Raw genomic sequence first — 25,250 nt, 5'->3', positions numbered from 1 at the left:
GCTCGAATTTCTCGATCTGTGTCAATGTGATCGCGCAAGGTAAGTATTCGCCGAACGAATGGAGGGTTAATGTCTCCCACCGTCGCGGTCCTTGAAGAAAAGCTCGACATTCCTGTCGAGGAGCTCATGGAAGCGCTGAGCGACGAGGCCAAGGCCGAGGAGCTCATCGCTGCTCAGGGCTGGACCCGGGAAGACCTTCTCGAGCGCGCGGAGGCGCTGACGCGGTCGCTTTCCGCGGACATCTCCACGCTCAACATGGTCTGAAGGGGCGTCTAGGTCTCTTAGCGGACCGCTGATGCATCCTGCCGCCGCGGAGGCGCGATCTCCTGTGTCTCCGCGGTGGCTGCCACTAATGCACCCGAACGAATCAGACCAGTGAGGCACGGACTTCCAGCCCTGCCCCCAGCACGATGGATTTGCCGCTATAGAGGAGACCTGACGCCCGTGGCACTCTTGAAAACCGATCCGGCGGTTCGGCTTCCGAGGGCCCGAGAAGCCTTTCACCGGTATATCGGCTCGATTCTCGACCTCGTATTGTGTGGTGCGACTCTGCAGGACCACCGGGGCGAGTCGCTGCACCCGAATTCCTATCGACTGCGATGCCGGGACCCACATTCGGCGCCGGACTACGGACTCGGCGAAGGCGTGCCGCTCACCGGACCGCGCCCGGTGCCGGAGGATCCGATCGGCGAGTCCCTGACGGCTCTGCTGGACCTGACTATCCCGGAGAACGCCAAGGTTCCGCTCTTCTCCGCCGACTGGACCACCGTCGACGGTGCCGCTTCCGGCTCCTGGGACCACACCCCCGATCTCTCCGGCGACTTCACCTTCTCCTACCCGGTGCCGCCGGCGGAGGAGCAGTCAAGCCCCCACTCGTTCGTCGTGTCGTTGCTCGAGATCGTTCTGGACGAAGTCGACCTCCTTGAGAACGGTGAGGTCGTGAACCCGGCAGCAGTGCTGACCGAGTACGGCTTCTTGCCCCTCACGCTGCGCCCCTTGGCGCAACCACATCCCATGGCCGAGCGTACCGAGAACGCCAAGGCGGCTATCCGACGGCAGCCGCTGTTCTCCGTGTCACAGACCGAGCCCACCATTCCGGTCCTCTCCAGGCACTGGTCGCTCCTCGTGCCGCTGATCCGGATTTCAAAGAAGGGCGAGTGCACGGAGATAGAGGGCTTCCGCCTGCGCCGCACGTCGGACTGGGTCGTGCCGTCACATGGCCATCCGTCAGAGGTCTATGAGCACTTGGCGCGGGTTTGCAACGTGGCGTGCTCCTTCTGCTACCTGTTCGGGAACCCGGACACGCTGGCCATCGCGCGGGCGAAGAAGAGCATCGCCCGCGACGAGCTGGACACGCGCATGGCCTACTACCGTCCCAAGGAACGCCGTGCGCTGTTCTCAGCCCAGTGGGAGCTCAACGAGTTCCTCGTCGACCCCCGGTTGCCGGAGGTGATGAAGACTCTGCGGAAGACGACGGACCGCCCGTTCTTCTTCACCACGAACGGAAACCCGCTGACACCGCGGATCGTCGAGCAGTTGGCCGAAGTCAAGCCAGTCCACTTCGTGGTGTCGACCAACACGGTCGACGAGCCACTGCGTCAGGAAGTGATGAATGAGCGTCCCAGTCGCACCTGGACGGCTCTGCACTGTCTGCAGGAACTGCGCAGTCACGAGATCCCGTTCGGGGTGAGCCTGGTGGCGACGCCGGACTTCCCGCTCGAGGACCTGACCCGCACGATCGAGACCGTGTCGGAACTCGACCCCAACTTCATCCGTGTGAACGAGCCGGGCTTCACTCGTGATCACCCCTCCCCCATGGACTTCGACACGGACGTCCTGTGGGGCAGCGTCATCGAGTGGACCCAGTCCATGCGCGAGAAGACCCACGTGCCGATCATCGCCATTCCTAGCGCGTACGAGGAGAACTTCTTCTACGACGACCCCCTGGCGGCCCGCATCATCGGCACCATTCCCGGTTCGCCTGCGGCGGCGTGCGGGCTGCGGCCCGGCGATGTCATCGTCGGTGTCGGTTACCTGCGTCCCACCACGAGGTCGGAGGTAGTGAGCGCTCTGATGCTGGTGAAGGGGCAGGTAAAGCTGCGAATTCAACGATCGGGCCAGTCACTGGAGCTGACGTTGGACACGGAGCGCCCGTCGGCGTATCCCTACACCGGGCCCTACATCGGCAAGTACATCGTGCCGCACGGCGTGGTGACGGCGCCCTCAATCAGTAGCGGCGACGCTCGGGGGATCGCCCAGCAGATCGAAGAGGTCGGTTCCCGCCACAACTGGCTCGTGACTTCCTCGCTCATGCTCCCCGCCGCTCGGGCCTTCATCGAGCGCTCCGTGCCGGAGCATGCAGACGGGATCGACTTCGTCGTCGCCACCAATGACTACCTCGGCGGCAACATCAGGGTCATGGACATGTGCACCGTCGGTGACATCCACGCAGCTCTCGTCCGGCATCAGGAGAGCACCGGCCGCACACCCGACCTGATTCTCGTGCCCGCCACCGGATTCAACGCCCATGGACGGGACCTCGTCGGCAGGCACTGGGGGGATCTCGAACGCGCATGGAACATCCCGGTGCGCCTGCTCGGCCACACGACCCAGTTCGTTTTCTGAGAGGGCTGCCATGGGCAAGACGGTTCTCGTACGGCCACCGGTCGACGTCCTGCACAAGTTCAGCAAGCCCGTGGAGTGCCTGGGCATCGCTTACTGCGCCGGCGCGCTGCGCCACCACGGCCTGGACGTCACGATGCTCGACGGGATGCTCCACGACTGGAGCGAGGAGGAGACCGTACGCCGCATCCTGGACGAGCGGCCGGATGTCGTCGGCTTCACGGTAATCCTCAACCATTTCCCTGACAGAACCGCCCGCGTATGCCGGATGCTGCGCGAGGCTGGATACGGCGGTCATATCGTCATCGGCGGACACGCCGTGTCCTTCATTCCGCGTCGCGTTCTGGAGGCGAACCCCGCCGTCGACGCCGTGGTGGCGGGCGAGGGAGAGGGCCCCATCGTCGGGTATGCGCGTGCGGTCGCCGACGGCGGCGATCCGCGCACGGTACCCGGCGTGTATGCCCGGTGGGACGGCGACATTCGCTGGAAGCCTGCCCGGCGGGTACACAACCTGGACACGCTGGCGCCACCGGCTCGTGATCTCACACGAGAGATCATCGACCTGGACGGGCTCGTCTGTGTGTCCACCAGCAGGGGCTGCTACGCGCGCTGTACCTTCTGCAGCATTCCCCGCTTCTACGGCCTCGAACGAGATCGGCCGCTGGCCAACGGAGGGTGGCTCGCTCGGTCTGTCGCGCACACGGTGAGTGAAATCGCGGACCTCCATGAGCGCTTCGGACTCATCGAACTGCTCATCGTCGACGACGAGTTCTTCGGCGGCACGGAGGCCGGACACGAACGTGCCTTCATGATCGGGCAGGAACTCGCGGAGCTGAACCTGCCCGTAGGGTTCGCGATGTCGTGTCGCGCCGAGAACGTGAACGAGCGGGTGCTGACCGCGCTGGCCCAGGGGGGGCTCAAGCACGTCTTCGTCGGGTTGGAGACTGGCGACGACGACACCCTGCGTCTGTATGGGAAGGGCCATACCGTACGCCAGAACCAGGAAGCGGTACGCGTCATCAAGTCTCTGGGGCTGTCGTTCCAGCCGGGCTTCATGATGTTCAACCACCGGACCACGTTGGCCGAGGTACGAGCAAACCTCGACTTCCTCCGGAACATCGACGAACTGAAGCCGGTCATCGTGAACAGCGCCGTGGATCCGCACTTCGGGACGCCGCTCAACCGGGTCATCGAACACGACGGAGCCTTGCGGGACCATGGAGCGACGCTCTCGTCCGAGTACCTGGACCCCCATACGGCGATCGCCAAGCGAGTCGCAGAACTGGCGGCAGCACGCTTCGCACCGTTCCAGGAGGTCATCGCTGGTCTGCAGTCCTCAGTGACCTACGAGTGGCGCAGGACCGTTCCGGGCCGCAGACCCGAGGTGACCCGGTCAGTCGACCGCTTCGAAACACTGTGCAATGAGGCATTCATCCGAGTGTTCGAGCAGGCCGTCGAGGACCTGTCTGGTCCCGACGCCCCGACGGCGGAAGAAGCCCTCGCGGATGCCAGCTGCAGATTGGACGAGGTCCAGTCCCGGATGACGCTGGCCAAGGCGCTGCTGCTGACGAGTGTGGCCAAAACCGAAGGTTCGGCCCGCTATTACACGCAGAACGACATCATCGCGATGAGCCGGGAACAGCGCCAGGAGGCGACAGCATGAACGCGATCGCAACGCTTCTCGACCGCGTCGACAGCAGTCTCCCGCTGCTGCCGCAGATGGAGACGGCGCTGAGGGCGGACATCGACTGGCGAGCCGAGACCGCGGAGTACGTGGCGTCGCTCAACGCCGAGGATCTAGTCCGTCTGGCCCGGCACGACGGTGAGACGCCGGACGTCGATCCCCGGGTCCTGACCGTCGCTGAACGCGACGGTGTGGGTCTTGTCCGGATCAACCTGTTCAGCCGCGAGCGGTTCCTCGAATTCTGGCGCCGTGGAACGCTCAGCCCGCACTACCACCGGCGCTCGTTCGCTACGCGCATCGTCAAGGGGTCCTACCAGCACCTGCGGTTCGACAACGCCGGATCCCAGGACGTGCCCCAGCTCACCTGTACCTCGAGGGAGGTCCTGAAAGAGGGGTCGGGCTACGGCATCGAGTGGCAGGACTACCACTTCGTCATGCTGCCCGCCGACGCGACAGTCACGATCAACGCGCATCTCCCGCCCGCGGTACCCACGAAGGTGACCGAGCCGCCGCCGTCGGCCGGGACACTCGCGCGGCTCCGCGACGACATCCTGGCCGGGCTCGCCACCGAGCCGGCGCTCCCGGCGTGATGTCGGCGCAGACGGCGGCGGACCGCCTCGTCCTTGGTACGTGGGGACTCGCGGGCCAGGGCAGCCTCCCGCCCGGCCGTTCCTACGGCGAAGTCAGCGACGAGGTGGCGTACGAGACGATGGACCGAGCATGGGCCGCGGGAATCAGGATCGTCGACACGGCGCCGGCCTACGGCGCCGGAGAGGGCCTGCGACGGGTCGGTCAATGGCAGTGCACCCGAGGGCGGCGGTGGCGCATCGCCGCCAAACCCGGGCGGCCACTCACCGAGCGTGGTCCGGTCAGCGATCTGAGCCTTCCCGGCCTCGTCGCGGAAGTCGGGCAGGGCGCCAGCCTCACAACTGATCCCTCCTACATCCTGGTGAAGGATCCCGATGCCCGCTCCTATACGGACGGCACCCTCGCCGAGGCCGTCTCGTCGCTGGAGAGCTGCTTCCCCGGCGCGACAATAGGCGTCGCCAGTCACCTGCCGGAAACTCTGGCTGAATTCGCGGAGCGCTGCCCGGCACGGTGCACGCGTGTCGCCCAGATCGAGCTGAACGCGGTGAACCATCGCGTCGCGGCCCCGGCGGCCGAACGACTCGCCGCACGAGGCTGGGAGGTGTGGGCGATGCAGCCACTGGCTTACGGATTCCTGGCCCGCCCAGGCTTCGTGCCGACACCGGGAACAGATTGGCGGGCCAGCCTACCGTCCGACGTCCAGGCAGCCTTGAGGGCCGCCGGGCGGGGCTTCGCGCACGCGGCGCAATCGATGGCGGAGTCCGGGCCTACGACCGTGGTGGGGTCGGTCTCACTGGCGACCTGGGCAGTCGCGTTCTGCCTGAGCATCCCGTCCGTCAGCCGCACCGTCATCGGCCCCAAGAACGCCACGCAGTTGGAAGCGGCAATCCTCGCCCTGACCATTGCGTCGGACCCCGACCTGGGAGGCCGGCTGAGAGCCTGGGCGAGGGGCGCACCGACCGGCGTCAGGAGCGCGCCGAGATGATCCTTGATGAGAAGGAGTCTTGTCCCTTGCTCGAATACAAGCGGAGCTGGGAGGAGGACGGGTTCTTCCTCATACCTGAACTGCTCGGGAAGGACGAACTGGAGGGAGCGCTGGCGGAGTTGGCGCGTGTCTACCCGTTGGGCGCCGAGTACGCGGAGGGGCAAGCGGATGCCTATCCCCATGCCCCGCAGCGGCTTCCCGACGGGCAGCGGGGGAAGCGAACGCTGTTCACGCAGAACCCCTCGCAGTTCGCAGGGCAGATCGACTTCCCCTGGACCGGGCAGGCGCTCAACCGGCTGACCGTCCACCCCCGGATCACGGAGGTGGCGGCCGCTCTCCTTGGTACCGATGATCTGCGCATCTACCAAGCCCAGCTCTGGGCGAAGTACACCGGCGCGAGGGATTACGAACAGCCTTTGCACCTTGACTACTCTTCGCACACCCTGCTGGTTCCTAAGCGGAAGTCCCGTCCTCAGCAGGTCGAGATGTTCCTGTACCTGACGGATGTGACGGAGGGGTGCGCGCCCACTCGGCTCGTACCGCGATCCCTGACCCAAGAGATGTCGCCGGTGCCGTATCACGTCTGGCGGGGAACGCACCCGGAGTTGTATCGGGCGGAGGTCTCCTTTCCCGGGCCCGCGGGCAGCCTCCTCGTCTATGCGCCGGACATATGGCACCGGGCGGTCGAGCTGACCGAGTCTGAGGGGGCACGTATCTGGATGAACCTCTCCTACAAGGTGGCCGGCACCGACTGGCTCGGCTTACAGAGCTTCCAGCGCGTCGCCATGGCTTCGGACTGGCAGCGCTTCGCCGCGGCGTCCACACCGCGAGAACTCGAATTCTTCGGCTTTCCCCCACCTGGGCACGACGCCTACGACGAGGACGTCCTGGCCGGATTGAGCAGCCGCTATCCAGGACTGGACACCGTCCCGTGGCGCGACGCGCTGAGCTCCTGAGGAAGGGCACACCGCACATGCCGCATCCCACCGAAAAGCACCAAGAGAGGCCCACGGCCACGGGAGGCTCCTGGACCGCGAGGCTGTGGTCCTCCCGGTTCGGGGGATTGCCCCGCGGGTTCGGCGTCCTCTGGGTCGGCACGCTGGTCAATCGGGCCGGTACGTTCGTAGCGCCCTTTCTCGCCATCTATCTCACCGGGCATCACGGACTTCCATCGAGCACAGCCACCACGATCCTTGTGGGCTACGGCGTCGGCGTCATGCTGAGCAGTCCATTGGGCGGCGTGCTGGCCGACCGGATGGGGCGCCACCAGACCATGGTCGTCGGGCTTGTCGCGGCGGCGGCTTGTCAACTGCTGATTGCCCTGGCCCGAGGAGCCGTCCTCATCGGCGTGGCGGTCTTCGCGCTGGGCCTGGTCGGCGACATCTTCCGCCCGGCGGCCCAGGCCATGGTCGCCGACGTAGTATCAGAGAAAGACCAAGCGCGAGCCTTCGGCCTGTTGCACTGGGCACTGAACCTCGCCGCTCCGGTCGCAGCCCTGGGCGCCGGCTGGTTCGCCACGCGCAGTTGGACGCTGTTGTTCGTCCTCGATGCGACCAGCTCGCTGGTCTTCGCGACGCTCGTGTGGATCAGATTGCCGCGTTCGTTCGCCAGGAAGGCGCAGGCTGATTCCCAGAAACCCTCGGCGGATCGTCGGTGGAACGGAGCCCTCGTCGGTGTATGCCTGCTGACCCTGGCCGTGTTCTTCACCTACTTCCAGACCTCCTACGCCGTTCCCGTGGACGTGCTGAACTCCGGGCTGACGGCGCGCGACTACGGCGCGATGATGGCCGTCAACGGCGTGTTCGTCGCGGTGGTGCAGCCTCTCGTGGGTCCGTGGCTTACACGCGTCCCCAAGTGGCACGGCCTGGGCGCGGGGGCTGTGTGCATAGGTGCCGGCTTGTGGGCGACGGGGTGGGCGGACACGCTACCGCTTCTCATGGCCACCGTTGTCGTCTGGAGCTTCGGTGAGATCACGGTGGCCGCGCTGCTGCCCTCGCTGGTGGCGGAGCTGGCGCCTCCGGAGAGCCGCGGAGGCTACATGGGGGCGTTCGGTGCCTCCATCGGTGCCGCGGGTGTCGTGGCGCCGGTCGGGGTCACCCTGTACCACATCAACCCGTCACTCGTCTGGTGGCTCTGCCTCGCGTTGGGTGCTGCGGCTTGGCCGGGGGCGGTGGCACTCGCCAAGGCCACACGTCACGTTCGTGATCAATAAATTCCAAGCACCGCTCAGAGGTGGATGGCCGGCCCCCCCCGCGGGGAATGTGAATATGGAAAGGTGATCGCATGATTGTCGGAGACTTGCTTTCCGGGCGTGTCGGAATATCTGCCTTGACCGTGGATGGCCAGGGCGACAACTTCGCGCAGGAGGTCACGGAAAAGGTCAAAGAGTTCGGGGTGTCCCTCGTGCCCGGTTGGCTGAAGGGCGATGAACTTGCCGCCCTTCAGGGCGAGTTCGAGGGCGTGTTCGCCGCAGCCGAAGGCCGGGATCTTGAGCAGCTCACGCCCGAGGGGAAGGACATCTCCCACCACTACGGGCAGACCCGAACGGGCCTGCACCTCAAATACAACCATGGTGACGAGCTCAAGAACGCACTTCCACGTACACACGAGGTGTTCACTCAGGACTGGATGGCTTCCGTAGCGGCTTCCTATCTCGGTGTGCCATGCACTCTGAACCGGCACCTCATCTTGACGGACGACTTCAAGCCGGACGAAGAGATCATCTCGTATCACTTCGACGAGGTGGGCTCACTCAAGTTCCTGATCTACCTGGACGACGTGGATCGCGAGAATGGGCCGTTCCAAGCGATTCCCCGCACCGCGCCGGCTACCAGCCGTATACGGGAGAGCGAGTGGCTGAGGTCCGACGACTTCAAGAAGATCCGTTTTGATGTCTTCAACCAGTACTCCGAAGAGCTGATTCACACGCTCTACGGGCAGTACAAGTCGTTCCTGTTGTCCCGCTCCATCACGTTCCAGGCGCCCGCCGGATCGCTGCTCGTGTTCGACACCGACACCATCCACCGGGCTGGCCCCCTCGCCGAGGGCAGGCGTCGCAGGGTGGTCCGCGGAAGCTCCTACCGCGGGTATTGGCCGTGACCGGAAAACGACGCCACGCCGGGGAGACGCGCTCCTCCCTGTCACGCAGGGCAGCGTATGAGCCGGGTGGCCCGACGACGTCTGTGTCGGGCCACGGGCCGGAAACCCTCGGCGTGGATCCGACGGTGTCCAACGGCGTTGCCGCGCACGCCTGTTCGCACGGTCCAGTGGTCACACGGCCCGACTAGGCTTGTCAGTCATGAATCCCATGGAACCCGAGTCTGCCGGGGCGAAGGCGTTCTACGTCAGTACGCCCATTTATTACGTCAACGACGCCCCTCACCTGGGCCACGCGTACACCACGGTCGCGGCCGACGTGCTCACCCGCTGGCATCGACAGCGGGGCGAGCACGTGTGGTTCCTCACGGGGACGGACGAGCACGGCCAGAAGATCATGCGTACGGCCGAGGCGAACGGAGTCTCCCCACAGGAGTGGTGCGACAGGCTCGTGGAGGAGTCGTGGAAGCCGCTCTGGGAGCATCTGGATATCGCGAACGACGACTTCATCCGCACCACGCAGAAGCGGCACACAGACCGCGTCCAGGAGTTCGTGCAGGATCTGTACGACAAGGGTGAGATCTACAAGGGCGGCTACGAGGGCCCATACTGCGTGGGCTGCGAGGAGTACAAACTCCCCGGTGAGCTACTCGACGGCGAGGGCGAGTACGCGGGGCAGAAGGTTTGTTCGATCCACAAGAAGCCGGTGGAGATCCTCAGCGAGGAGAACTACTTCTTCAGGCTGAGCGAGTACGGCGACAAGCTGCTCGCTCACTACGAGGCCAACCCGGACTTCATCCAGCCCGAGTCGGCGCGCAACGAGGTCGTGAACTTCGTCCGCCAGGGGCTGCAGGACCTGTCCATCTCCCGCTCGACGTTCGACTGGGGCATCCCGATCCCGTGGGACCCCAAGCACGTGATCTACGTGTGGGTCGACGCATTGCTGAACTACGCGACGGCGGCCGGCTACAACGAGAACTTGCAGAAGTTCGAGAGGACCTTTCCGGCCGACGTTCACCTGGTTGGCAAAGACATCCTCCGCTTCCACGCGGTGATCTGGCCGGCGATGCTGATGGCTCAGGGCCTTCCGCTGCCGCGCAAGGTCGCCGCCAACGGCTGGCTGATGGTTGGCGGCGAGAAGATGTCGAAGTCCAATCTCACCGGCATCAAGCCGCAGGACCTGACCTCACACTTCGGCGTGGACGCTTACCGCTGGTACTTCCTGCGCGCGATCGCCTTCGGCCAGGACGGATCGTTCTCCTGGGAGGACTTCACCGCCCGCTACACCAGTGAACTGGCCAACGATTACGGCAACCTCGCCTCACGCGTGGCGGCGATGGTCGGCAAGTACTTCGGCGGTACCTTGCCCGAGGCCACGGCGGACGGCGAGGCTGAGAAGGCGATCCAAGACGGCCTGGGTACGGCGGTGGCGGAGGCTGACCGGCGGATCGGTGACGAGCTGGACTTTCAGGGCGGCATCCTGGCCGTCTTCGACTTCATCAAGCAGGTCAATGGCTACCTCACGGAGCAGCAGCCGTGGAAGGTGGCCAAGGACGACTCCGAGGACGCCCGAGCCCGCCTGGCCACGATCCTCTACACGGCGGCGGAGTCGCTGCGGGCTGTTGCCATCCTGCTGAACCCCATCATGCCGGAGACCTCACAAAAGCTGTGGGACTCCCTGGGCGCTGAGGCGTCCTTGGGCGCTCTAGCGGACCAGAAGGTCCAGGAGGAGCCCAGGTGGGGCAAGCTCCCCGCGGGCGCCACCGTCAAGAAGGGCGCGGTCCTCTTCCCGCGACTGGAGGAGAAGACAGAGGCGTGAGGTGGGCCGGTGTCAGCCACCGTTCGGCGGTGGACACCCTTTGGCCTTGCGGTTGCCGGCAACGGATGACGATGCCGGCAACCGGCCGCCTCTCGGATAGGTCGTCCGCCCTTGGCGCCGAGGCTGTTTTCTCTTACGGGCCGTCGCTGAGGTCGCGCAGCTGCTCTGCGAGGAGTTGCCAGCTGTGTGCGTAGCCTCGTGCCAGCTTTGCCATGGCATTCGTACAGTGCGGGGGCAGGCTGGCGGCGATGCTGTCCCTGTTCCTGGCGAACGCGGCACTGGCGTCGAGCAGTCGGAGAATGGACCGCCCAACATCGTTGAGACGCAGGGAAGGGTCCCGTCGCAACAGCTGCAAGATCTCGGTGAGTTCCGCGACAGGGACGTCGGACGAGGGAGAAGAGGTAGTTGGAGCCTGGCGCGGTGGGTGTCCTCGCACAGGGCTCTTCTGTTGGGGGAGTGCTTCGGGCAGCGTCGGGCTCTCCCCGCGTGCAATGCGGTCTCGTACGTCGGCCACGGTGGTGGGAGAAATGCCGGCATCCTTTGCTATCTGCCGCAAGGAGGCGGTGGGGTTCACCTTCAACAGCATTGCTGCTAGCGCCCGCCCCTGAGAGGGGTCCAGCGGACGGGCGCGGCCGTCACGGCCCACTCGTTTATCGCCAGCCACCGTGTCGCCGAGGATGCTGCGGCGGATGTCTGCGGCCTTCTTCGGTGCCAGACCTGCTATGGACGCGACTGACCTGTCGGACCACTCTGGGTGAAGTGTGAGGACGCGTTGTGCCGCTGCGGTGCGTTCTTCGAGTGACAACGGCAGGCCGTGGGCGATGTTCAAGGCCACTGCCAGAAGCCGACCATCTCCTGCGTTGCCTTCGAAGTATCGGACACCGATGTGGGTCCGCCCCTGCAGCTGTGCGGCCCGGAGGCGGTGAATCCCGTCGATGACCGTCATCGAGTCGCGATGCACGAGGATGGGCGGCAACGGCCCGTCGAGTTCAGCGAGCGTGCGGGTGTGGTCAGGATTTTCGATGGTGCTGCGAGGCGATTCGGCGATCCTCAGTGCTCGCAGTGCGACGGTCTCCACGGGCGCCTCGTGCAGTTGATCCCGGAGCCTGAGCAGGTAGTCGGAGTCCCACTTCGTGGATGATGCTGTCATGGCAGACCCTCGAAGATGCATCGATGACCAGTCCCGACCCTCTACTGCCACCCCGAGTCACTGTTGGGGGAAACAGAGGTGCTGATGGCCTGCCACCCCGAGTCCGCCTGGATCGAAAGCGATGAAGGTGCTGGGCCCGAGATGCCAGGCAGGTTCGTCCCGCTCAGTCCGAGAACCGCTGCGACGGCCAGCGCTGCTCCCAGAAGCTTGATGTAACGCATCATCGTCTCTCCCCGAAGGCGTGGATTGTCGTTTGACGAGGCCGGCCGGTGACTGAAGTCTTGCTGCTGGTCAGCGGGAGAGAGAAGGGGGTCCGGGCCGAGCAAAGCGGTCATGTCCGCCTCAGGACAGTGAGTCGTAGGGCGGACCTATTCATCGAGATGATCAATGAGCGGCACCTCGGCCCGGGCCAACTGCCAGTAGTCCAGCCATGGTTGAGCAGCAATAACGTGCTGCCACACCTGCCGTGCGGACGCCTCGGCCCGATCGAGCGTTGCCTCCCGGATGTAGAGCCCAATGACGGGGTGCGGCTGGGCCAAGGGGTGGGCGACCACATGCAGGACCCCGGGATGGTTCGCGGCGCTGGCGATTGCTGAAGCCGTATGCGCGGGCAGGACTACGCCGAGGCCGCGCGGGGTCAGATGAATGTGCACGAGATAGGCCATTTTACTCATCAAGAGTGTAGTGGGCAATAAATGAGAATGTGGTTTATTTGGGGATGCTTGAGATGCGGTAACCGTGAAATCTATTGCCGAAAATTCCTCGGGGGATTGCTCGCACAAAAGAAATATTGGATATCGTTTCCTCGGCTGCTCAAGATGGGTGGAACGGGGTATCGGGGGATCTGATGCTGGGCCGACTTGGGATTGATTCGGCCGCCGAGGCGGTGTACCGAGTCATGTTGACGTATCCGCAAGAGGGTGTCGCCGACTGGGCAGCGCGTGTGGACCTGCCCGAGTCCGCCGTGCGCGACGCGCTCAATCGCCTGAGCGAGTTCGCGCTCGTTCGTCCTTCGACAGAGGACCAGACCCAGGTGCGTGCAGTCAATCCACTCCTGGGGCTGGAGGCCCTGCTCGCGCGGCAGCAAGCTGACCTGGCGGCGCAGCAGCAAAAGGTCGAGGCGAGTAGGGCCGTGATCGCGGAGGCTGTCGCCAAGTACGGGCAGGAGTACGCCGCAGGTGCTGGTGCCGGCATCCAGTACGTTGAGGGCATAGATGCCATCAGGGAGCATCTTGAAATGCTCAACAGCAAGGTCCGGGACGAGTTCTTGACCCTTGCGCCGGGCGGAGCTCAGACGGCTGCCAACATGGCCGCTTCCCGGCCGCTCAACCGTCGACTGCTTGAGCGAGGGGTCAGGATGAGAACGGTCTACCTCGACAGCATTCGACGTGATCCCCCGACCTTGGAACATGCGGAGTGGCTCCAGGGCCTCGGTGCGCAGATCCGCATCACACCTACGTTGCCCAACCGAGTCATCATCGTCGACCGGCGGATTGTGCTTGTCGCGGCCGACAGCCAGAGCACGGGGACAGGAGCCGTTCTCATCGAGAACCCCGGAACAGTCACCCTGATGTGCGCACTATTCGAGACGATATGGCAGTCCGCCGCGCCGTTGGGCGCTCCTCCCAGGCTGGCTCCGGGTGGACTCACGATGCAGCAGGGCGAGGTGCTGCGTTTGATGGCCCAAGGAAGCACCGATGAATCGATAGCCAACAGCCTTGGCGTCTCGGCGCGCACAGTGCGCAGAATCGCCGCAGACCTCCTCAGGCACCTCGGTGCACGAAGCCGCTTCCAGGCTGGTGCCCATGCTGTGCAGCGTGGGTACTTGCCCTCGGAGCCCGACTGACGCGCCCGTAGGCCAGCTGCTCAACTGCTCATTGTGCCCGGTTGGACGGTGCCAAAATGCCGTTCGTTTACTGGACGACAGGGGTCCCATATGCCCTGGGCGAACTTGGCGTTCTGGCTGCGCTGGAGGAGGACGACGCGGTTGGTGGCCTGGACATGGACGATAACGGCGGCGACCAATAGGGTCATGGATTCGAGGGCGGGCGGGAGAGCTTTGGGCTGGTCGTCGGTTGGCCGCTGAGCCGCTCTCACCTCGTGCTTTCGTATGTCGCGTCCAGGTACTCCTTCACCTGGCCCGCCAGCTCCTTGTAGAACGGCGTGCGATCGGCGGCCTGGAGTACCTGGGCGCAGACGGCAGTCACTTGTGTCGGCTCCGCTCAGTCGTTGGAGTCGGAGACGCCGGTCGAGCCGCCGTCGGACGGCTGCTCGGCACGGGAGCGGGCGGCGGCGATGGACTTCCGGGAGACGATCAGCCCGTCCTCAACGGGTTGGATGACGGTGTTCTCGGGCATCGTGCACTCCTGTTCTCTGGGCTTCCTCCCGCTCAGACGGAGCGAGAGGTCTGAACGGATCCGCTGTGCCGGTTACTGGCAGCGCGGATCTGGAGCGGCTCCGGTCCGCCTGGGGCGGACACAAGCGCGCGCTGTTCCGCCCGGGGTTCCCTTCGGTACACCGGGCGGAGTCTGTAGGTGCTACAAGGAGGCCCGCAGGCTCTGCAGGACACGGGAGAGCAAGGCCGTATCCAGCTCATAGGCCCCGACGGCGGCTCGCCCATCCGCGTGCCACTGCGCGAGTCGTTGGCGCCAGGTGGTCTCGGCGTGCATGGCTTCGGTGCGCATGTCCGCCAGGGCCAGATCGGTTTCTATGCGGAGCCGTACGAGGTCGGCGGGCGTCATCCGCAGGGCGCGGACGGTGATCGCGCCCTCGGCGCGGCGAGGTACGGCCAGCTCGACGCACCGCTCCGGATCGGCGACGCCCGCCAGTTCGTCTTCGGGCAGCAGCCGTACGGTCAGCACTGCGAGACCGCCAACTCCGCCCAGACGGTCTTGCCCCAGCGCATTTCGTCGTAGCCCCATCGGTACGAGAGCGCGTCGACCAGTACCAGGCCGCGTCCGGTCTCATCGCCATCGGCAACCAGATCCATTCTCGGCAGGGCGTGGGATCTGTCGGTGACGCCGATCCGTACGAGATCGTCCGTGACTCGCCGGACGGATACCCGGACCAGACGGCACGAGGTATGACGGACCGCGTTACCCACCAGCTCGGAGACGATCAGTGTGCCCGCATCCACCAACTCGGCTATGCCCCAGGTGTTCAGCGCGACCGAGACAAGGCGACGGGCACGGCGGGCCGTCTCGGGCTCGCAGGGGAGGGTTTCGGTGTAGCCGGGCGGTCCGACTGCGGTGGGTCTGGTCATGACGCTCACGGGGTCGTCTCCTCGGGGCTGGGATGTTCCGCTCGCAATGGGGGATGAGCGGGACTCCTCCACTGCCGCCGAGGGGAGCCTGGACCTGCCCGGCGACGCCAACGACCGTACGGAGAGCCGGAGTTTGACCTCAACGAAATTGCGGAGAATTGCGCAACGTCATCCCAGGGAGATGATCGCCGACTCGATCAAGGCGCGGGCGGCGTGACCGTGGACGGCCATCTTCGCCAGCTCCCCGAACGCCTTGCGGTAGTCGGCAAGTTCACGCGGCTGCACCACGTTGACCTCGGCGGTGAGGGTTTCCACGACACTGCGTGTGCCGTCATGGAGGTAGAACGCCTCCAGCGGCCACATCGTCCGTTGCGCAGTGAACGGGATGACGCCCAGCGATACGGAAGGAAGCGGCATCACGGTCAGCAGATGCCTCAGCTGTCCCGCCATCGTCTCGGCGTCGCCCACCCGATAGCGCATCACGCTCTCCTCCATGAGCACGACGAACCGGTGGCCGCCCTCGTACAGGAACCGGCTCCGGGCGACTCGGGCCGCGACAGCCTCGGAGATGTCGTTGGGGGTGCCCTGGAAATCGGTGATGGCCTCCATGAGGGCCGTGGCGTACGCGGGTGTCTGGAAGAAGCCGGGCACGACGTTGGAGACGTACGCGCGCGTGACGCCACCCTGCGCGTAGCGGTCGTTGATGTCCTCCTGGGTCTTGCGCATGCCGGTCCGGTGGCTCCTGCGCCATTCCACGTACATCGAGTCGACGGCGCGGGCCGTGGCGATCAGGTCGTCGGCCTGGTCGGCGGCGGCGCAGGCAGCGCACCAGGCGCGGATGTCCCCGTCGGTGGGCTGTACCTCGGCTTTTTGGATGCGAGTGGTTTTCGCGGGATGCCAGCCGCACCGGGCGGACAGTTCCTTCCCGGTGAGGCCGGCGTCCTTGCGAAGGTGCGTCAGGCGTACGGCGAGCGCTTCACGCGCTGCCTGAGCGCTGGACGAGGGGGAGGCGGGCATGGAGTGAGGTGCGGGTCAGACGGTGTACTTCTCGTGGTCGACGGCACGCTCCCATACGGCCTCGAAGGCGTCGGAGCAGAGCTTGACCACGGTGGGGTCCTCGCTGAATTCCTTGGGCGGATCCGCCCAATCACCGTCCCCGGTGAAGATGTTGAACTGCACCAGGCGGTCGTCGAACAGCCAGAAGTCGGCTCCCGGCAGGGCGATGTCCACGGCCCGGCGGCGGGGCAGCCAACGCACCAGTTCACCCGCATCGACGTTCAGCGAGGTGGCGGCGTGCTCCCACCGGATGTAGTCCGTCACGGGCTCGGACACAATCCGGGCGCGGCGCATCACCACGCCGCGGCCAACGGCCTCCCGCACGGTACCGAGCCACTGAGGCCACCACCGCGCCGTCGGATCGAGATCGACGTGGCCGGTGCGCTTGAACTGCTCGAACTCCTCGGCCTCGTCACCGACGCCGTACACGTCGCGCATCTCCAGATGCACCGCGCTGCGGCGCGTGCCGGCCAGCAACTCAGCGAAGCTCGGCACGCCGTTCTGCGACATCACACGCCTCCCTCAGAATCGGCACCATGCGGGCGGGGATGCGGATCACCGTCTCGTGGGCGGGGATTCCCACCGCGTGCCCGGCCACCCACTCCGTACCGCTGATCAGTGCCTCCAGCACTTCCTCGGCCTTGATCCCCTGGAGGACCAGGTCGGCCGTCTCTTCTTCCACCCACACCGTCGGCGACCCCTCGCCGCCGGTGTTGGGGTCGATTCCGATGAACTGTAGGTCCACGATGCCCTCCCGGATCAAGCGGGTTGCGCGTTCTTGCGTGCGACGCTTCCGAAGGGTTCGAGGGCCGTCAAGGGCGCGGGGCGGGTTCGAGACGACGTTGGCTTGAAGCCGCCGACTCTCCGTCGCGAAGCCGCGGGGTACGGGACGAACCCACACGACGGCTACCGGCTCGGTCGATGCGACTGTTGAGGACGCAACGTAGTCACCACTGGAGCCTGACCGCTCCGGGTCTGCTGGACAGGGATCGACCCTGCCATGGTCGACTTCAGGCGGGCGGCCTCGGCAAGGCGGTTGGCCACCGGGTTCCGGCCGGTGTGCTGGATGCGGGCTATCAGGACACGGGCGGGCTGGCGTGCGGTGGTCAACTCGCGCTGGGCGACGGCCTCCTTGAGGAGCTGGTGAGGCTGGTGGCCGCGGGCTTCGGCGTCGGCAAGGACGGTGGCGAGGGCCGGCCAAGCCGGGTCGGTGAGGATCCGCTCGGCGTGGTCGGGCGCAGCTGCCCGTACATCATTGGCGAGAACGCGGCGGGCTTGATCCCTGAGCGGCCGGGCTGTGAGTTCGACTAGCGTCGGGGCGAGTGCGCGGTCGGCAGCCATCTGCAGGTGCTGGACAGCCTGACGAACTGCGTCGGCCTGGTGGGCGTGGCTCTTCGCTTCGTGCCAGCGCGCGGCGACGATGGTGGCCCAGACGAGGGCCGCGACCAGGGCGGCCAGGGCGCTGCCGTCGGTGCCGGTGGCGGTGTGCACGATGTCGCGTGCCGCGTTGCGCAGGGCGTGGGCGGCTCGGTCTTCGGCCCGGATCTGGGAACGCTGGGCTCGGGCGAACGCCTTGGAGGCGGCCTGGAGTTCGGCGCGCAGAGGGGCGGGTGCCTTCTGGGCGGTGGCTTCAAGGAGTTCGCCGAGGGCGGTGATGTTGGCTTGGGCGTGGGTGTCGTCGGCGAGGTCGGGGTGGAGGGCGTCGAGGGCGTCGGTGGCTTGGTGCCACGGGGTGGTGGGGTGGTTGCGGCGGGCGGTGGGGTGTTCTTCGGGCCGGGAGGATTCGAGGCGGGCCTTGATTTTGGGCAGGGAGAGGTCGGGGGAGATCTTGCTTCCGGGGTGGTAGATCTGCTCGCCGGCCTCGTTGACGTCGCCGGGGCGGCCGGCGGCGTAGCCGAGGAGGTCGCCTGACGGGCCGCGCCTGACCTGGACCTCGACGCCGCTGGCTTGCAGGTAGGCGATGAATTCCTCGGCGCTGGTCATGTGGGGGACGGCGGCACGGATGCGGTCCTGGAGCCACTCGGCGCTGGTCTGGTCCCAGCCGAGGCGTTCGGCCTTGTGCATCTCGGCCTGGGTGGGGCGGCGGCTGCCGGTGCGATCGCCCTTCTTCAACTGGCGCAGCCCGTAGTCCTTCTCGATCTCACGGCAGGTGTCGCCGACACGGATGCCGCTGTCGTGGAGTTTGGGGCGGCGGCCGTCTTCGCGGACGGTGGTGGCGAGTATGTGGATGTGGTCGTCGGCGTGCCGTACGGCGATCCAGCGGCAGGCCAGGTCGTCACCGACCGGAGCGATGCCAGCGGCCTGGACGATGCGCTGGGCGATCTCGCCCCACTCGGCGTCGGAGAGGTAGCGGTCCTCGGGGGCGGCGCGGACCGGGCAGTGCCAGACATGGTCGGTGACCTGTTTGCCGAACTCGCTGTCGCGCAGCCGGACGGGTTCGTCTAGGTAGCGGGCGAGTTCGGTGAGGGTGGCGTTCTCGTCGCGGCCCGGATCGGGCATTCCGAGCATGGCGAATCCGGCCACGATGTGCGGATCGAGGTGCTCGTCGTGGCGGCCGGGGCCGTAGAGGTAGGCGAGCAGGCCGCGGGTGTTGGACCCGGCCGGTTTGATGGCGGCGATCACGCGGCTGCCTCCGTCTCTGGCTCGACGGGCTCGTGCAGGGCTTCGGCGATCAGCTCCAGCAGCTGGTGGAGTTCGGTCAGGCGTTGGCGGATGTCGGGTGGGGTGAGGTCGCTGTTGAGAGCGCGGGCGATCTGGTTGACGTTGACGCCGATCCGGTTGAGCTGACGCAGGACCTGGGCGCGGAAGATATGGGTGCGGCGGCGGTCCTCGAACAGGGGCAGGTTGGCGGTGAACCGGCCGGTGACGAAGGCGAGGACTATGTCTGCGGCGAAGCCGGAGTCGCCCTTGTAGCCGTGCTCGGCGGCTGCCTCCTGGAGCTGGGTGTGCTCGTCGCCGGTGAAGCGCAGGGGGCCGACGCGGACGACGCGCTTGGTGCCAGTGAAACGGCGGATCGTGGGCTGCACGCTCTGCACGGCGGGTGCGCCGGCATCAGTCTCGGCGGCGCGGGCGGGTTGCAGCACTTCGTGCTGGACGGCATGGAGCGTGTCCGGGTCGGGGCTGCCCTCGGCCCCGACCCCCCGGTCCGGCGCCCCCTGGCGCTGGGCCGTCTCCGCCACCCCCGGGGCGGAGACCCCCGAAGACCGGCCTTGAGTCGGACTCGGGGTACTACTGGCTCCGCCCGGGGCAGCCCGTCCGAACGCACGGCGCCAACGCTCCATCAGCGTAGGGGACTTCGTCAGTGGCAGCGGCTCGTCAGGACCGTTCTCGGGGTGGTGCTGGTCGTGCGTCATGTGCAGATCTCCGGACAGAGGCAAGTCGGACAGGGGGTACGAGATAGAGCGATCGGCGCGTTTGCGGGGGTCAAGCGATACCGACGGGGGCCGTGTCGAGCCCCCTCCGCCGTTGGGAGGCTGCTTCGTCGAGTGCGTCGAGAGGCTCGCCCTCGACGCCTTCGTAGGCGACGGGCTCGGCGGCGTTGGTGTGCTCGGCCCGTAGTTGGTCGCGCAGGGCGCGGGCGCGTTCCTGGCCGATGTGTAGTTCGCGGCGCAGGCTCTCGGCGGTCAGCCGGTCGGTGCTCCAGCCAGCGGTCAGGAGTCGGGCTGCGTTGAGGATTTCGGTGTCGGTGCGCGTGCGATCATCGGTCGACTTGGCGCTGGCGGGGCGCCGACTGGTCGCCCGACGCGGGGCGGCTCCGGTCGGCCTCGTCGCCGGTGCCTCGTCGACCTTCACGGGGGTCGACTCGGCCTGGTCAGACCTCGACCGTGTGGCCTGCTCGCCGGCCGACTCGTCAGCTTGCGGGTCGACCGACTGGGCAGAGGCCACGTTGGCCGACCCGGCCGAGTCGGGGTTGTGGTGCAGCACCTTCGCGACGAGGTCCGATCCGAAGTAGATCGACCCGACCGGGAGAGAGGTCGCCAGCAGTACGAGGGCCCAGTTCGCCGGGTCCCAGTCGGTGAGTCGGCCTTGCTGGACCGACTCGGTGTGCAGGGCCGGGATGAGGCCGTGCACGTAGTTCAGCAGGAGGCTGGCGATCGTGTAGGTCGCCAGGACTCGCAGTGCGAACCTCCGGTCGGTGCCAGTCAGCACGAGTGTGGCGACGAGCGCGAGGGCCATCAGTCCGTCGACGACGATCGGGTAGAGCAGGGCGGCGGTGGGGTCGGCGCCGATGGCACGGGCCACGTCGGACAGCGCGTTCCACGAGACCCGGAAGGCCATGAGGACCACAGCCACCAGGCCGATGACGAGGGTCCCGCGCCCCATGCGGTTCATGCGACGACTCCCAGCGCGTGCTCGGCGGTCGGGGCGACCCCGGAGCAGGGCGATGCCCGAGTGGAGGCTGTGGCCGTCGGGAACGGCGGCTGGGGTTATCGGGGCAGGGGAGTGCAAGAGGCGGGCTCCAGGTGGTGAAGTGAGGCTTATGGGGCGGGAGTGGCCGACGTTCACGGAGGGGGCGTACACGCGGGCCCCCTTCTAAAGGGGGCCCCGCGCGTGATCGCTAGGGCGCGTGTACGGCGTGGACGCTCGCGTGATCGCTTGACCTGCGGTTTCGCGGCGAGCGTGGACGTCGTGAGCGGTTTTCCGGGGCATGCGCGCGCGAGGGCCGCGTGCACGGTCGCGTGATCGCTCCGCGCGGGCGGAAACGGGGTTCAGCCGACGGCGGTGAGGTGGCGAGCCGAGGCGTAGTAGCGGGTCTGCTGCCCGCCACCGGCCCCTCCGGCGGCCCCGTCGGCCTTGGTCGCCAGACCGGAGGAGACGAGGGTCTCCAGGCGCCGCCGTGCCTTTTCCAGTTCCGCGCGCTCGGGGTCGCCCCCGCCGAACAGGACGGCGGCCAGCTCGCGCGCGGTCATCCCGTTCGGGGCGGTGCGCAGCAGGACCGCGGGGTCCTTGCTGGGGTCGAGGGTGGTGGTGCCGCGCCTGTGGTCGTGGGTGACGTCCAGCGGGCCGACCTCCCCGGTGGGGGTCTTGAGGTGGTGCAGGGTGACGGCGGGGTCGCCGGCCTTTCCGGTGACGAACAGGACGCTGCCCGCGCCGGAGACGTACCAGGTGGAGCCGTAGACCTGGTCCAGGCTGGGGCGCTGGCCGCGCGGGGCGTCGGCGGTGGCCTTGCGCTGGTGGTGCAGCTCCAGGATCTCCACGCCGTCTCGCAGGGCGCGGTTGCGGGCGTTGTGGAAGGCGACCGCGAGGCCGTCGTCGACCATCGTGCTCACCGCGTCCTTGAGGCTGTCGATCACGATCGTGTCGGCCCGGTGGGCGGCGGCGAGATCGGTGAGGAGGTCGGGCTCCTTGTCCAGGCTGGCGGGCAGCGGGCCCTGCCAGACGACGAGCCGGTCGCGCAGGATCTTCTCGTCGGTGTCGAAGACCCGGCGGCGCATGGCCTTGGCGATCTGCGTGGGCCGGTCCATGGCCAGGTAGAGCACCCGCCTGCTGGGGGCGACCGGCATCTCCAGGACCGTCTCCGACAGCCCCAGGCGGGCGAAGATCACCTGATGGGCCAGGGTGGTCTTGCCGACCCCGGGAGCACCGACGATCATCAGGCTCTCCCGAGAAGCCCAGAGGGTCTTCTCGGGGGTGCCCCACAAGGGTTCGGTGTCGGCGCCGGTCTCCTTGACGAAGGTCCACCCGTCGACGGCGAAGCGGTTCAGACGGCCCTGGCCCGAGGCGAGCGCCCGCTCGCGCTCGGCCCGCATCTCCGCTTCGACCTGGCTGCGGATCGCTTCCGGGTCGGCCCCCGGCTCCTGGGCGCGCTGGACGGTGCGTATCGCGGAGGCGAGCAGACGACGGAGGTTGGCCTTCTCACGGATGATCTCCGCGTGATGCTCCGCGCCTCCAGTGCCGTAGTGCACGCTGGCGAGCTGGTGCAGGTAGGCACGGTCACCGACACGCACCAGATCCCCCTGCTGCTGGAGCAGCTCGGTGAGGACGATCGGGTCGGTCGGCTTGTCCTCGCGGTGCTGGGCGAGCAACGCCCGCCAGATGGTCTCGTGCGCCGGCCGGTAGAACGCGTCCTCGCCCAGGATCGGCCGGACCGTGTCGATGACGCCGCTGTCGTGCATGCAGGCGCCGAGCACCGCGCACTCGGCGTCCAGGTTGAAAGGAGCCTGCGCGGACTCGTCCGGAGACGGCTGCGTGGGGCCGTATCCGAACTGGGATGGCGTATTCGGTTGGGCGTCGGTCATACTGGGCATCAGCTCCTCTACTCGTGGGCCATACGGGACGGCAATCCCGGCCACGCGGGTCGATCGCTAGGGATGGCGGTTGAGAGGTTTGCGCTTGGCCCCCGGTGACAGCCGGGGGCTTTTTGCGTGCGGCGCTACGTCGGGTGGGCCGCGGGGACTCCTTCGGGCTATGGAGGTGGGGCTACCAGTATGCCACACGAATTGCCGATCGCAGTAGTGTTCTGCACCTCGCAGAACGCATGCTACTCTTTAGAGGTCACTGCACATGGCAGTGCATTGCTACGAACGGAAGGAGGTGGCCGTGACCGACGAACACGCCCCGCAGGGCGTGCTACTCAGCGGCGAGGCGAACGTCGCGGTGCGTATCAAGCTTGAACGCGAGGCGCGCGGCTGGAGCACCAACGCTCTGTCCGACCGCCTGAACGAGGCGGGCTTCGAGATGAACCCGTCGGCGGTCTGGCGCATCGAGAACGGCAAGCGCCGCATCAACCTCGACGAGGCCATCGGCTTCGCCGAGGTCTTCGGCATCGACCTGCGCAACCTCGTCGGCCCCCCGCAGCTCGCTGCCCAGGCCCGCGCAATGGAACTCATCGACGCCGTCGTGGACGCGTTCCGCGAGACCCAGCGCGCCAACGCCGCCTACACCCAGGCGCGCGACGCCCTGGACACCTACCTCACCGAGCACCCCGACATCCGCGAGGAAGCGGACGTGATGGTCTCCAACGCCATGGCCGAGGCGTCCACCAAGCACCTGCTGGAGACGTACAGACCGTCACCCGACGAGCACCGCAACGACGCCGGCGCCTCCGACGAGACGTAGCCTCCGGCCTCTATCCGCTCCCGTCCTGGGCCCGCAAACCCCCAGCACGGGCACCTCACCCCATCCCCAGCGATCGACCGGCGGTCCGGTGTTGCCGCACCCATGCTCGCCAGAAGAGGACCCACCCCTTGCGCCAACCCGCAATTCCCCCTGCCTCCGCATCGACCCAGCGCCCGAACGCCGCCCTCCCTCCCCGTGTCCCACCGCCGTGTTCCCGCCCACCCGGCGGTCACGGCGGTGCGGTGCGGGAGGTGCGGCTCTTTGACTGAGGACGAGTGGCTGCGCCGTGTAGAGGCGCAGCTCCCCGACCGCGACGAGGAGTGGGTCGACGATCTGCTCCGCATCTTCGGCATAGACCGGTCGTGAACGAACGAAGCCGGGCCCCCACCACAACGGGGCCCGGCTTCCGCCTGTCACCTGAGCACCGGCTCGATGTCCGCCGGATCGAAGATCGGCCCGTTGGAAGCGGGCTTGATGATGACCGCGCGGAAGACCTTGAGGACCGCGCCGCGCTGCTGCTCGATCGCCAGGTTCTCCCACCGACCCCGTATGTCGATGGGGCCCGCCGCGAAGGTCGCGGCCTCGGCCCGGTGCAAGGCTCGCTCCCGGAGCAGCTCCGCGATCTGCTGCTCCAGATCCTCAGTGAGCGCGATGTAGCGAGCGGCCGACATGCGCTTCTCCTGCCACGCCTGCTTGAACTCGGCCATGTCCCTTTCCAGGGCGGCCAGTTGCTCCTCCTTGGTCCATTCCGGCGCCCGCTCACGTACGCTCGCCAGCGCCTTGTCCGAGCTGAGGAACACGGCGTTCCTGATGAGACGGTCGACCGGTTCACCGGCCCTGGCCACTCCCCCACATCCACCGTCGTTCTTCCCGGGGCACGCGTACTTGAACTGCGACGACGTCTTCGACTTCCGGTACGACGGAAAGGCCCGCATCTTCGTGCCGCACCGCCCGCACCGGGCGATGCCGGAGAGCAGGTACTTGGTGGCGTTGTCCCGTACGGCACGCCCCTCCGATTCCCGCCTGACCTTCTCCGTCAGCAGGTACCAGTCGTCGGGGGTGATGATCGGCTCCCAGTCACCGACGACGGGAGCACCGCTCTCGTCCAGGAACAGCTCACCCTGGTGCATCCGGTAGCCGCAGATCCGCGGGTTCATCAGCATCCGCTTGATCTTGGAGTCGTCGAAGAAGCCGCCGCTGTGCGACCTGACCCCCTTGTCCCGCCACTCACGCGCGATCGACGCCCAGCGGATGCCGCCCAGGAAGTCCTTCACCGCCTTGCGGAGGTTCTCCGCCTCTTCCGGCACCAACGTCCGCCGGTCCTCGCGGTTCCATCCGTACGGCGCCCGGCCGCCGGGGAGCTTGCCCTGCGTCGCCAGTTCCAGGTGCTTGCGCTTCGTACGCCGTGAGGTGTCCGCCGAGGACTTGTTGGCGATGGTGACTTTGATCCGGGCGATGAACCGGCCGTTCTCCGTGGACAGGTCGATGTCCGAGGCCGACACGGAGTCGAAGACGAGGTGACGCTTCCGCCGCTCGGCATCCTCGTACTCGTCGATCCATGCCTCCAGTTCACGCGGCTGGCGCGTGAAACGGTCGATGTCCCAGGCGACGACCCCGTCGATCCGCCCGGCCTTCAGGTCTTCCAGCATCTGCCGGAACTCCGGACGAACCGTCTTGCGCTTGTACGCGGAGAGGTCGTTGTCCTCGTAGACCTTGGCGACCTCCCACCCCCGGGCAGCGCAGTGCAGTCGGCAGTCCTCCTCCTGCCGCGCGACGCCCAGCCCCTCGGCCTCGTCGTCCTTGCTGATCCGGGTGTAGATGCCCACCTGTACGGCCCCGGAGGACCCCCGTCGTGCTGCCATGCGTCGGATCGTCGCATGGCGCGATCAGGTACATCAAGCGCCCTTCTCATATCCACCTGGTCCACGG

24 protein-coding genes and 1 pseudogene are annotated in these 25,250 nt (G+C 66.9%); 11 read left to right on the top strand and 14 right to left on the bottom strand.

Annotated features, from left to right (window positions below):
• Window positions 1-69: 69 nt before the first annotated feature.
• From AC5DRG_RS29085 to metG, 9 genes are all read left to right on the top strand, one after another.
• Window positions 70-264, top strand: coding sequence for a hypothetical protein (locus AC5DRG_RS29085; RefSeq protein ID WP_351587934.1), 195 nt, complete (start codon window positions 70-72; stop codon window positions 262-264).
• Window positions 265-444: 180 nt separating this feature from the next.
• Window positions 445-2,625 carry a radical SAM protein gene (locus AC5DRG_RS29080; protein WP_491802398.1) on the top strand — a complete coding sequence of 727 codons (2,181 nt, stop codon included), beginning with the start codon at window positions 445-447 and terminating at the stop codon, window positions 2,623-2,625.
• Window positions 2,626-2,635: 10 nt separating this feature from the next.
• On the top strand, window positions 2,636-4,285 hold the full coding sequence (locus tag AC5DRG_RS29075) for a B12-binding domain-containing radical SAM protein (RefSeq protein WP_491802397.1): 1,650 nt from the start codon (window positions 2,636-2,638) through the stop codon (window positions 4,283-4,285).
• Window positions 4,282-4,896 (top strand): hypothetical protein, encoded by a 615-nt coding sequence (locus AC5DRG_RS29070; RefSeq protein WP_491802396.1) that lies wholly within the window; start codon window positions 4,282-4,284, stop codon window positions 4,894-4,896. Before AC5DRG_RS29075 ends, AC5DRG_RS29070 begins: the two co-directional genes overlap by 4 nt.
• Window positions 4,896-5,879: an aldo/keto reductase gene (locus AC5DRG_RS29065; protein ID WP_491802395.1), complete on the top strand. Its 984-nt coding sequence runs from the start codon at window positions 4,896-4,898 to the stop codon at window positions 5,877-5,879. Before AC5DRG_RS29070 ends, AC5DRG_RS29065 begins: the two co-directional genes overlap by 1 nt.
• Window positions 5,880-5,905: 26 nt before the next feature.
• A complete protein-coding gene (locus AC5DRG_RS29060; RefSeq protein ID WP_491802394.1) occupies window positions 5,906-6,835 on the top strand; it encodes a phytanoyl-CoA dioxygenase family protein in 930 nt (309 codons plus the stop codon).
• Window positions 6,836-6,852: 17 nt separating this feature from the next.
• Window positions 6,853-8,091 (top strand): MDR family MFS transporter, encoded by a 1,239-nt coding sequence (locus tag AC5DRG_RS29055; protein WP_491802393.1) that lies wholly within the window; start codon window positions 6,853-6,855, stop codon window positions 8,089-8,091.
• A 71-nt stretch (window positions 8,092-8,162) separates the two neighbouring features.
• A complete protein-coding gene (locus AC5DRG_RS29050) occupies window positions 8,163-8,978 on the top strand; it encodes a phytanoyl-CoA dioxygenase family protein (protein ID WP_491802392.1) in 816 nt (271 codons plus the stop codon).
• A gap of 199 nt (window positions 8,979-9,177) precedes the next feature.
• Window positions 9,178-10,794 carry a methionine--tRNA ligase gene (gene metG, locus AC5DRG_RS29045; protein ID WP_491802391.1) on the top strand — a complete coding sequence of 539 codons (1,617 nt, stop codon included), beginning with the start codon at window positions 9,178-9,180 and terminating at the stop codon, window positions 10,792-10,794.
• Between the two features lie 133 nt (window positions 10,795-10,927).
• On the opposite strand, the gene AC5DRG_RS29040 is transcribed toward metG, so the two are convergent.
• Together AC5DRG_RS29040 and AC5DRG_RS29035 are read right to left on the bottom strand one after the other, a co-directional pair.
• Window positions 10,928-11,944 (bottom strand): ParB/RepB/Spo0J family partition protein, encoded by a 1,017-nt coding sequence (locus AC5DRG_RS29040; protein WP_491802390.1) that lies wholly within the window; start codon window positions 11,942-11,944, stop codon window positions 10,928-10,930.
• 368 nt (window positions 11,945-12,312) lie between these two features.
• Window positions 12,313-12,618 carry a hypothetical protein gene (locus AC5DRG_RS29035; RefSeq protein ID WP_491802389.1) on the bottom strand — a complete coding sequence of 102 codons (306 nt, stop codon included), beginning with the start codon at window positions 12,616-12,618 and terminating at the stop codon, window positions 12,313-12,315.
• A gap of 116 nt (window positions 12,619-12,734) precedes the next feature.
• On the opposite strand from AC5DRG_RS29035, the gene AC5DRG_RS29030 reads away from it, so the two are divergent.
• The gene (locus AC5DRG_RS29030; protein ID WP_491802388.1) at window positions 12,735-13,790 is read left to right on the top strand and encodes a LuxR C-terminal-related transcriptional regulator; all 1,056 of its coding nucleotides are present in this window, start codon (window positions 12,735-12,737) and stop codon (window positions 13,788-13,790) included.
• Window positions 13,791-13,852: 62 nt separating this feature from the next.
• On the opposite strand, the pseudogene AC5DRG_RS29025 reads toward AC5DRG_RS29030, so the two are convergent.
• The 11 genes and pseudogenes from AC5DRG_RS29025 to AC5DRG_RS28975 form a co-directional block, all read right to left on the bottom strand.
• Window positions 13,853-14,041, bottom strand: a pseudogene (locus AC5DRG_RS29025) (NUDIX domain-containing protein); the annotation flags it as partial.
• A gap of 125 nt (window positions 14,042-14,166) precedes the next feature.
• The gene (locus AC5DRG_RS29020) at window positions 14,167-14,301 is read right to left on the bottom strand and encodes a hypothetical protein (RefSeq protein WP_281250185.1); all 135 of its coding nucleotides are present in this window, start codon (window positions 14,299-14,301) and stop codon (window positions 14,167-14,169) included.
• Window positions 14,302-14,481: 180 nt separating this feature from the next.
• Window positions 14,482-14,805: a hypothetical protein gene (locus AC5DRG_RS29015; RefSeq protein WP_491802387.1), complete on the bottom strand. Its 324-nt coding sequence runs from the start codon at window positions 14,803-14,805 to the stop codon at window positions 14,482-14,484.
• Window positions 14,799-15,206, bottom strand: coding sequence for an ATP-binding protein (locus tag AC5DRG_RS29010; protein ID WP_491813188.1), 408 nt, complete (start codon window positions 15,204-15,206; stop codon window positions 14,799-14,801). The genes AC5DRG_RS29015 and AC5DRG_RS29010 overlap by 7 nt, the downstream gene beginning before the upstream one ends.
• Before the next feature lie 168 nt (window positions 15,207-15,374).
• The gene (locus AC5DRG_RS29005; protein WP_491802386.1) at window positions 15,375-16,223 is read right to left on the bottom strand and encodes a DUF5753 domain-containing protein; all 849 of its coding nucleotides are present in this window, start codon (window positions 16,221-16,223) and stop codon (window positions 15,375-15,377) included.
• 15 nt (window positions 16,224-16,238) lie between these two features.
• Entirely contained in the window at window positions 16,239-16,772 is a 534-nt protein-coding gene (locus AC5DRG_RS29000; protein ID WP_491802385.1) for a DUF6879 family protein, read from the bottom strand.
• Complete coding sequence (locus tag AC5DRG_RS28995; RefSeq protein ID WP_224739827.1) at window positions 16,741-17,007, bottom strand: hypothetical protein; 267 nt, start codon at window positions 17,005-17,007, stop codon at window positions 16,741-16,743. Before AC5DRG_RS28995 ends, AC5DRG_RS29000 begins: the two co-directional genes overlap by 32 nt.
• A gap of 161 nt (window positions 17,008-17,168) precedes the next feature.
• Window positions 17,169-18,884: a relaxase/mobilization nuclease domain-containing protein gene (locus AC5DRG_RS28990; protein WP_491802384.1), complete on the bottom strand. Its 1,716-nt coding sequence runs from the start codon at window positions 18,882-18,884 to the stop codon at window positions 17,169-17,171.
• Window positions 18,881-19,441 carry a MobC family plasmid mobilization relaxosome protein gene (locus tag AC5DRG_RS28985; RefSeq protein ID WP_491802383.1) on the bottom strand — a complete coding sequence of 187 codons (561 nt, stop codon included), beginning with the start codon at window positions 19,439-19,441 and terminating at the stop codon, window positions 18,881-18,883. The genes AC5DRG_RS28990 and AC5DRG_RS28985 overlap by 4 nt, the downstream gene beginning before the upstream one ends.
• Before the next feature lie 244 nt (window positions 19,442-19,685).
• Window positions 19,686-20,594, bottom strand: coding sequence for a DUF2637 domain-containing protein (locus AC5DRG_RS28980; protein WP_491802382.1), 909 nt, complete (start codon window positions 20,592-20,594; stop codon window positions 19,686-19,688).
• Between the two features lie 377 nt (window positions 20,595-20,971).
• Window positions 20,972-22,501 (bottom strand): DnaB-like helicase N-terminal domain-containing protein, encoded by a 1,530-nt coding sequence (locus tag AC5DRG_RS28975; RefSeq protein ID WP_491802381.1) that lies wholly within the window; start codon window positions 22,499-22,501, stop codon window positions 20,972-20,974.
• A 265-nt stretch (window positions 22,502-22,766) separates the two neighbouring features.
• Here AC5DRG_RS28975 and AC5DRG_RS28970 point away from each other — a divergent pair, with 265 nt between their 5' ends.
• A complete protein-coding gene (locus AC5DRG_RS28970) occupies window positions 22,767-23,321 on the top strand; it encodes a helix-turn-helix domain-containing protein (RefSeq protein ID WP_491802380.1) in 555 nt (184 codons plus the stop codon).
• A 413-nt stretch (window positions 23,322-23,734) separates the two neighbouring features.
• Here AC5DRG_RS28970 and AC5DRG_RS28965 read toward each other — a convergent pair whose 3' ends face one another.
• Window positions 23,735-25,183: a recombinase family protein gene (locus AC5DRG_RS28965; RefSeq protein WP_491802379.1), complete on the bottom strand. Its 1,449-nt coding sequence runs from the start codon at window positions 25,181-25,183 to the stop codon at window positions 23,735-23,737.
• Window positions 25,184-25,250 lie beyond the last annotated feature (67 nt).

It is taken from the genome of Streptomyces sp. JLBG701, assembly GCF_058544905.1.
This window is presented reverse-complemented; position numbering and strand designations above follow the sequence as displayed.